Raw genomic sequence first — 7,727 nt, 5'->3', positions numbered from 1 at the left:
GCGACGGCACCCTTATCGTCGTCTCGCGTGACCTGCGCCACGGCGTGCGCGCCACCGGCATTGCCGCCACCCTGCAGCAGGCCCTGGAGGACTGGAGCCACATCGCGCCGCGCCTGAACGCCCTGTACGAATCGCTCAACGCTGGCGACGCCGATGGCGTGTTCGACCTCGATCCGCAGGCGCTGGCCGCACCGATGCCGCGTGCCTATGAGTTCGTCGATGGCAGCGCCTACCTGCCGCACGTCGAGCGCGTGCGCCGCGCCCGCGGTGCCGAGGTGCCCGAGAGCTTCTACACCGACCCGCTGATGTACCAGGCCACCAGTGCGGGCTTCTACGGCCCGCGCGATGCGGTCAAGGTGGTCAGCGAGGACTACGGCATCGACCTGGAAGCGGAGATCGTGGTGATCACCGACGACGTGCCGATGGCGGCCACCCCGGAACAGGCCGCCAGCCACATCCAGCTGGTCGGCCTGGTCAACGATGTCTCGCTGCGCAACCTGATCCCGGGCGAGCTGGCCAAGGGCTTCGGCTTCCTGCAGTCCAAGCCGCGTTCGGCGCTGTCGCCGGTGTTCGTCACCCCCGATGAGCTTGGTGCTGCGTGGCAGGACAGCAAGGTGCACCTGCCGCTGCTGACCCACATCAACGGCCAGTGGTTCGGTGCGCCGGAGGCGGGCGTGGACATGCAGTTCAACTTCGCCCAGCTGGTCGCGCATGCGGCCAAGACCCGCCCGCTGGGTGCCGGCACCATTGTCGGCTCGGGCACCATCGCCAACGAAGACACCAGCAAGGGCGCCTCGTGCTTTGCCGAGCAGCGCGTGGTGGAAACCCTGCGCGACGGCAAGCCGAGCACGCCGTTCATGTCCTTCGGTGACGTGGTCCGGATCGAGATGCTCGACGCTGCCGGCAACAGCATCTTCGGTGCGATCGAGCAGCGCATCGAACAGGCGGCCAGGCCCTGAGCATGGAGGCGGCGATGGAGATTCCGGTCGACGACGGCATCGTGCTGTACACCTACTGGCGATCCAGCGCCGCCTACCGCGTGCGCATCGGCCTGGAGCTGAAGGGCCTGGCCTGGGAGGCGCGGCCGGTGCATCTGGTGCGCGACGGTGGCGAGCAGCACCATGAGGCTTACCGCGCGCTCAATCCGCAGCAGCTGGTGCCGACCCTGCTGCATGATGGGCACACGTTGACCCAGTCACTGGCGATCATCGAGTACCTGGAAGAGCGCTTCCCACAGATGCCGCTGCTGCCGGCCGATGCTGCGGGCCGCGCACGGGTGCGGGCGCTGGCGCAGCTTGTGGCCTGCGATATCCATCCGATCAACAACCTGCGGGTGATGCAGTACCTGGAACGCGACCTGCAGCTGCCTGCCGACGCCCGCACGCAGTGGACCCTGCACTGGATCGCCGAAGGCTTTGACGCGATGGAAGCGATGCTGGCCAACAGCCGCGACACCGGCACCTTCTGCCACGGCGACCGTCCTGGCCTGGCCGACATCTGCCTGTTGCCGCAGCTGTACAACGCCCACCGCTTCGGCCTGGACCTGGCACCGTACCCGACCCTGCGCCGCATCGAAGCGGCGTGCCAAGCGCTGGACGCATTCGACCGCGCGCGTCCGGAACACCAGCCCGACGCTGCCTGACGGGCCGCTTCGCTCGCCGGGCGCGGCCCGGCGCTACCGGTCCCCGGTCCGTGGTAGCGCCGGGCCATGCCCGGCGGATGCCCCATCCCCTCGCAACATCTGCCGAAGGTCTTCCCGGAACAGCCGATAGCCGGCCTCGCGGCGTGCATCGTCGGTCTGCCGCAGCACCCACGCCGGGTGCACCGTGGCGTAGCCGCGGGTGCCGTCTTCGAGGGTGTGCCAGCGTCCGCGGTCGCGTGAGAGGTCGAAATCTCGACCGAATACCGAGGCTGCCGCAGTCGCGCCCAGGCACACAATCACCTGCGGCCGCACGCGCGCGATCTCACCCATCAGCCAGGGCCGGCAGGCCTGGATGTGACGGCTCTCCGGCCGCTTGTGCAGCCGCACCTTGCCGCGCCGCTCATGGTGGAAGTGCTTCACCGCGTTGGTGAGGTACAGCGTGGCGCGATCGATCCCCAGTTCCGCCAATGCGCGGTCCAGCACCTGGCCGGCAGGTCCTGCAAATGGCTGCCCACGCAGATCTTCGGTGTCACCGGGTTGCTCTCCGACCAGCATCACCCCGGCCCCTGCCGGCCCCTGTCCGAACACGGTCTGCGTGGCCTGCTCCCACAACGGGCATTGGCGGCAGGCGCTGGCCTGTCCGCGCAGATTGTCCAGGCTGCTGGCTTCGGCTGCCGATGCCGGAGGGTTCGCTCGCAGCGGAATCCTGCGTTGCGGTGCCTGCGCGGGACGGTCATGCATTTCCTGCACGCGGTCGGCGGCGTCGCGCACCAGGCGTGGCAGCAACTGTGCTTCAGGCAGGTGGCGCCAGTACTTGGCCGGCATCTCCTGCATCATCATCCGTGTGTTGAGTCGCGCCGGATTGAAGATGCTGGCGTAGTAGGTCTGCCACAGCGACTCGCGTGCATCCTCGGCCGGGGCGTCCTCGCGCCGTGCACCGGGGCCGAAGGCAAGCGCCTGCCCATCCCAGGCGACGCTGCGCGAAGGCGTGAGGATGGCCCAGCGCATGCCGGTGAAACGGCGCGCGAAGAACGGCGCGACCCGGTCGACGATGTGGTGCTGCGGCTCGAACCAGGCGATGAACGCATCAGGCTGGCCAGGCACTTCGCGGAAGCGCACGAATGCCTTCATCTTGTGCGTGTCGCGGCGGACCGCCTGTGCCATGGCCATCGCCCTCAGTACGTCGGCATCGGCAGGGTTTGACAGCACCGAGCGTTCGCCATGGGCGATGCGCCACAGCAACCGGTACAGGAGGGCCATGCGTTGTCCGTCGCGATGGCACAGGCAGGTGGCCGCCAGTTCCAGGAAGTCGCGCGGTACCGTCGGTGCGCCAGCATCGGCCTGTGCGGGCGCCGAGGTGACCGCGGGCGCGTCCAGCAGTGATGCGTCGCTGCCCTCGAGCCAGTCCAGCTGCTCCGGCGCGACGCCGCGCAGCAGGGCTTCGCGCCCACCGCTGCGCCAGGCCTCCAGCGACCATGGCGGATCCACCCGCAGCGACCAGCGCTGCGCGTCAGGCCGCGGACGGGGCATCGAACAGCGAACCCTGTCGCGGCGGCGGGGCCAGCTGCGCGCGCAGCGCCGCCGGGTCGTCCAGTGCTTTGCGAGGGTGATGGTCGGCCAGCAGCACGAACGGCAGCAGCTTGCTCATCGGTGCCTTCAGGCGCGCGATGTCGGCCACGCGCAGCCGCCCGTGACGGCGTGCCATCAGCACGCGCTTGACGTTGCGCACGCCAAGGCCGGGCACCCGCAGCAGCATCTCCTTCGGTGCCCGGTTCAGATCGACCGGAAAGCGCTCGGGATGGCGGATCGCCCAGGCCATCTTCGGGTCGATATCCAGGTCGAGCATGCCGTCCTGGGTGGTATCGGTAATCTCATCCACGCCGTACCCGTAGAAGCGCAGCAGCCAGTCAGCCTGGTAAAGGCGATGTTCGCGCTGCAGCGGTGGCGGCTGCAGTGGCAACTGCCGGCTGGCGTCCGGAATCGGGCTGAACGCGGAGTAGTAGACCCGGCGCATGCGGTAGTTGCCGTACAGGCTGTCGGCGCTGGCCAGGATCTGCCGGTCGTTTGCCCCGTCCGCGCCGACGATCATCTGGGTGCTCTGCCCGGCCGGTGCGAAACGGGGAGGGCGCGGGCGTGCGCTGCGGCTGGCCGTCGGCGCCACCGCTGCGGGGGCCTTGCGCGCCTCCTTGGCTTCCTCGATGCGCCAACGCAGTTCGCCCATCGCGCCACGGATGGAATGAACCGTCTTCTCCGGCGCCAAGGCGCTCAGGCCGGCTTCGGTCGGCAGTTCCACGTTGATGGACAGGCGGTCGGCATAGCGCCCGGCACTGGCCAGCAGTTCCGGCGAGGCCTCGGGAATGGTCTTGAGGTGGATGTAGCCGGCGTAGCGGTGTTCTTCGCGCAGTTGCCGGGCCACCTCCACCATCTGCTCCATGGTGTAGTCCGCATTGCGGATGATGCCGCTGGACAGGAACAGGCCCTCGATGTAGTTGCGCTTGTAGAAGTCCAGGGTGAGCGTGACCACCTCATCCACGCTGAAACGTGCACGGGGCACGTTGCTGGAGACCCGGTTCACGCAGTAGGCGCAGTCGTAGACGCAGAAATTGGTCAGCAGGATTTTCAGCAGCGAAACGCAGCGGCCATCCGGTGTATAGCTGTGGCAGATGCCCATGCCCTCGGTGCTGCCGATACCGCCGCTGGCGCGTGAGTCGCGCTTGCCCGAGCCGCTGGAGGCGCAGGAGGCATCGTATTTGGCGGCGTCAGCCAGGATGGCAAGCTTGCGGATGGTTTCCATTGCGGAAACCTACGGATCGGCGGTCTCATTGGATGAGACCGCCCCTGAACCCTTCAGGTCAGAACCCGTGGGTGATGCTCGGCGCGCCGGCCGAGAAATCCGCGTACGGGTCGTGTTCGCCGCTGCTGCCTTCGGACAGGCGGAACTTCAGCGCCAAGCCATCGCGCGAGTCGGCCGCGCGCAGGGCCTCCTCCTGCTCGATGGTGCCGGCCTTGGCCAGCCGGAACAGGCACTGGTCGAAGCTCTCCATGCCTTCTTCCAGCGAGGCTTCCATCGCCGCCTTGATCTCGTGCACCTGGCCGCGGCGCAGCAGGTCGCGGATCATCGGCGTGTTGATCAGCACCTCGGTGGCCGGCAGGCGACGGCCCTCCTTGTTCTTCACCAGGCGTTGGCTGATCACCGCACGCAGGTTCAGCGCCAGGTTCATCAGCACGTTCTTGTGCGCGCTTTCCGGGAAGAAGTTCAGGATGCGCTCGATGGTCTGGTCGGCGTTGTTGGAATGCAGGGTCGCCAGGCACAGGTGGCCGGTCTCGGCGAAGGCGATGGCCGCCTCCATCGTTTCCGCATCCAGGATCTCGCCGATCAGGATCACGTCCGGCGCTTCACGCATCGCGTTCTTCAGCGCGTTGTGGAAGGCATGGGTGTCCAGGCCGACCTCGCGCTGGTTGACGATCGACATCTTGTGCTTGTGCAGGTACTCGATCGGGTCCTCGATGGTGAGGATGTGACCGGTGGTGGTGCTGTTGCGGTGGTCGATCATCGACGCCAGCGAGGTGGACTTGCCGGAGCCGGTGGACCCCACCACCAGCACCAGCCCGCGCGGGGTCATGATGACGTCCTTCAGCACCTGCGGAAGGTTCAGCTCCTCGATGCTCGGGATGCGGCTGCGGATGGCGCGGATGACCATGCCGACCTCACCCCGCTGCTTGAACACGTTGACGCGGAAGCGCCCGGCGTCGGGCAGGGCGATGGCCATGTTGAGCTCGAGTTCGCGCTCGAACTGCGGCACCTGGCCCTCGTCCATCAGCGAGTAGGCAATCTTCTTCACCATGCCCGGCGGCAGGCCGGTGTTGCCCAGCGGATAGAGCTTCCCCTCGATCTTGATGTAGACCGGTGCCCCGGTGGTCAAAAACATGTCCGAAGCGTTCTTTTCGGTCATCAGCTTCAGGAAGTAGCCGATATCCATTGCGAATTTTCCCCAACGAAACGGCCGACGCCCGTTGCCAGCACGGTGTCGGCTTGACGACAATGGCCGTGAACCGACAACCGGTACGGCCTCCCCAATGAAACGACTTAGCTTCGCACGAATGCGCCATGGCCTGTATGTGATGGCGTTTGCATTCGCACTGTCTGCCCCCGCCTGGGCGCAGGACGCCGCCCTGGAACTGGCGCAGGCCCGGCAGGCGGTCGACAAGGCCACCCAGGCCGATGCCGACCAGTACGCCCCGGACCTGATCGGGCTGGCCCGGCAGGGGCTGGAGCAGGCCCAGCGCGCCGCAGGCGACCGCCGCGAGCGCAAGAATGCGCCGGCAATGGCCCTGCGCGCCGCCGCCGATGCCGACCTGGCCCGCGTCCGCAGCGAGGAAGCCACCGTCAGCGCGCAGCTGCAGCTGCGCCGCAACGAGGTCAACCAGCTGCAACGCCAGCTGTCGACCGGGGAGGACCGCCGGTGAAGCCGATGACCGCCGCAACCCTGGCCGCGCTGCTGGCGCTGCCGACCCTGGCCATGGCCGCCGACAACCCGATGGTGGCGCAGCTGAGCCAGCGCCTGATGGCCATCCAGGCCAACCCGGATACCGCTGAGCTGGGCGCGTTCGAGCGCATGCAGGCCCAGCAGGCCATCGCCACCCTGGACAAGGCCAAGCGCCGCGATCAGGAGCTGGCCACCTACCTGGCCGAGCGCCGGGTCGAGATCGCCGAGACCGCCGTGCGCACCGCACTGGCCGCGCGCGAGGTGGACCGCCTGGATCGGACCCGCAGCGACCTGCTGATCGAGGCCAGCCGCCGCGATGCGGCCCGTGCCCGCCAGGAAGCCGAGCAGCTGCGCATGCAGGCGCAGATGCAGGCCGAGGAGGCCGAACGGTTGCGCCAGGCCGCCGAAGCCGAGACCCTGGCCCGCCAGGACGCCGAGAATGCACTGACCAGCGTGGCCGGCAAGCAGCAGCAGCGTCTGAGCGCCGCACAGCAGAACGCCGCCAAGCTGGCCCGCGAGGAAGCCGAACTTGTGTCCGGTCAGAAACTGCCGGGCTCGAAGTTCGATGGCCGTGGCGAAGTTTTCACCTTCGCTGGTGACGCATTCGCCGTCGGCGCGTCAAGCCTGTCCAGTGGTGCCCGCAACCAGGCCAAGGCCCTGGCCGAGTACCTGAACATCGGCAAGAAGGGCCGCCTGCGCATCGAGGCCTACGACAGTGCCAACGGCGTGGGCCAGAAGCGTGCCGAAGCGCTGCGCGACGCCCTGGTCGCGGGTGGTGTCGCCAGCAACCGCATCCAGGTCAGCGGCAAGAAGGCTGCGTCCACCCGGGCGCGCTCGGCCGAGGTCATCATTGCCCCGTAATTCATTGATATTGTTTGTTTTTCGTTGTGATGAGCATTCAGCCTGAACCCCGCCCCGGCGGGGTTCGGTCTTTTTGACGCAGGGGTCTTGTACCCCGCCTTGAGCAGGCGTAGGGTCAATCGTCCGGGACGCAATGCCGCGGACCGGACGATGGGAGGGCCGGGCCGATGCAAGCAGGGCGCGAACCGCAGCAGATCGACGTGCGCAGGCCAGTGCCGCAGGTCGTTGCAGGCGTCCAGGTGGCCATCGACCGGCGCTCCTCCATGAACAACGCCCCGTGCCTTTCGGCCGGGGCGTTCGTGTATCTGTCGAAGGAGGTCCATCATGTTTGAAGATCAGCCCCAGAGCGAGATCGACGCACGTCGCGCGCGTGATCCGGAGTTCAGGGCACTCCATGACCAGCACCGCAAGTTGAACAAGAAGTGCATGGACGCGGAGTTGGGTGTACTCCCGATCGATGATGTCACCCTGGGTCGCATGAAGCGCGAGAAGCTGCTGGCCAAGCAACGTCTTCTGCGAATGTACGAAACACCGCTCCCAACGACGTCCCCCACGCTTTGACGCACATCGTCGCGCCCGGAACGGCGTGACCCGGCCATCGATGGCCCTGCCGGGGGCTCCTGCCCTGCATCGCGGCCGCGCCGATGAGGCGGCCGCGCCAAGGCACCACAGGCGGTGGTGCCTTGGCCTTCAGGCACAACTCACCGATGCGGGCGGCACCGGTCTCCTCGTCGATC

At 67.6% G+C, this 7,727-nt stretch carries 8 protein-coding genes; 5 read left to right on the top strand and 3 right to left on the bottom strand.

Annotation, left to right across the window (positions count from 1 at the left end):
- Both O0J15_RS09690 and maiA read left to right on the top strand, forming a co-directional pair.
- Positions 1-959 (top strand): fumarylacetoacetate hydrolase family protein (locus O0J15_RS09690; RefSeq protein ID WP_308305559.1); only part of this gene is annotated, 959 nt, incomplete at its 5' end.
- A gap of 14 nt (positions 960-973) precedes the next feature.
- The gene (gene maiA / locus O0J15_RS09685; RefSeq protein WP_308305558.1) at positions 974-1,642 is read left to right on the top strand and encodes a maleylacetoacetate isomerase; all 669 of its coding nucleotides are present in this window, start codon (positions 974-976) and stop codon (positions 1,640-1,642) included.
- Positions 1,643-1,675: 33 nt separating this feature from the next.
- On the opposite strand, the gene O0J15_RS09680 is transcribed toward maiA, so the two are convergent.
- Genes O0J15_RS09680 through O0J15_RS09670 form a run of 3 tightly spaced genes read right to left on the bottom strand, consistent with a single transcriptional unit; the run spans position 1,676 to position 5,622 of the window.
- Positions 1,676-3,172 (bottom strand): UdgX family uracil-DNA binding protein, encoded by a 1,497-nt coding sequence (locus tag O0J15_RS09680; RefSeq protein WP_308305557.1) that lies wholly within the window; start codon positions 3,170-3,172, stop codon positions 1,676-1,678.
- Positions 3,153-4,436, bottom strand: coding sequence for a putative DNA modification/repair radical SAM protein (locus tag O0J15_RS09675; RefSeq protein ID WP_308305556.1), 1,284 nt, complete (start codon positions 4,434-4,436; stop codon positions 3,153-3,155). Before O0J15_RS09675 ends, O0J15_RS09680 begins: the two co-directional genes overlap by 20 nt.
- A gap of 58 nt (positions 4,437-4,494) precedes the next feature.
- The gene (locus O0J15_RS09670) at positions 4,495-5,622 is read right to left on the bottom strand and encodes a PilT/PilU family type 4a pilus ATPase (RefSeq protein ID WP_049416904.1); all 1,128 of its coding nucleotides are present in this window, start codon (positions 5,620-5,622) and stop codon (positions 4,495-4,497) included.
- A 121-nt stretch (positions 5,623-5,743) separates the two neighbouring features.
- Between O0J15_RS09670 and O0J15_RS09665 the strand changes: the two genes are divergently transcribed.
- From O0J15_RS09665 to O0J15_RS09655, 3 genes are all read left to right on the top strand, one after another.
- Positions 5,744-6,109: a DUF4398 domain-containing protein gene (locus O0J15_RS09665; protein WP_019660954.1), complete on the top strand. Its 366-nt coding sequence runs from the start codon at positions 5,744-5,746 to the stop codon at positions 6,107-6,109.
- Positions 6,106-6,990 (top strand): OmpA family protein, encoded by an 885-nt coding sequence (locus O0J15_RS09660; RefSeq protein ID WP_019660955.1) that lies wholly within the window; start codon positions 6,106-6,108, stop codon positions 6,988-6,990. Before O0J15_RS09665 ends, O0J15_RS09660 begins: the two co-directional genes overlap by 4 nt.
- Positions 6,991-7,314: 324 nt before the next feature.
- Positions 7,315-7,551: a YdcH family protein gene (locus O0J15_RS09655; RefSeq protein WP_005407964.1), complete on the top strand. Its 237-nt coding sequence runs from the start codon at positions 7,315-7,317 to the stop codon at positions 7,549-7,551.
- Positions 7,552-7,727: the final 176 nt, after the last annotated feature.

The sequence above is a fragment of the Stenotrophomonas sp. Sm10 genome (assembly GCF_030985515.1).
Taxonomy (GTDB): domain Bacteria; phylum Pseudomonadota; class Gammaproteobacteria; order Xanthomonadales; family Xanthomonadaceae; genus Stenotrophomonas; species Stenotrophomonas hibiscicola.
Note: the sequence above shows the minus strand (reverse complement) of the source record. Positions and strands in the feature narration are given on the sequence as shown.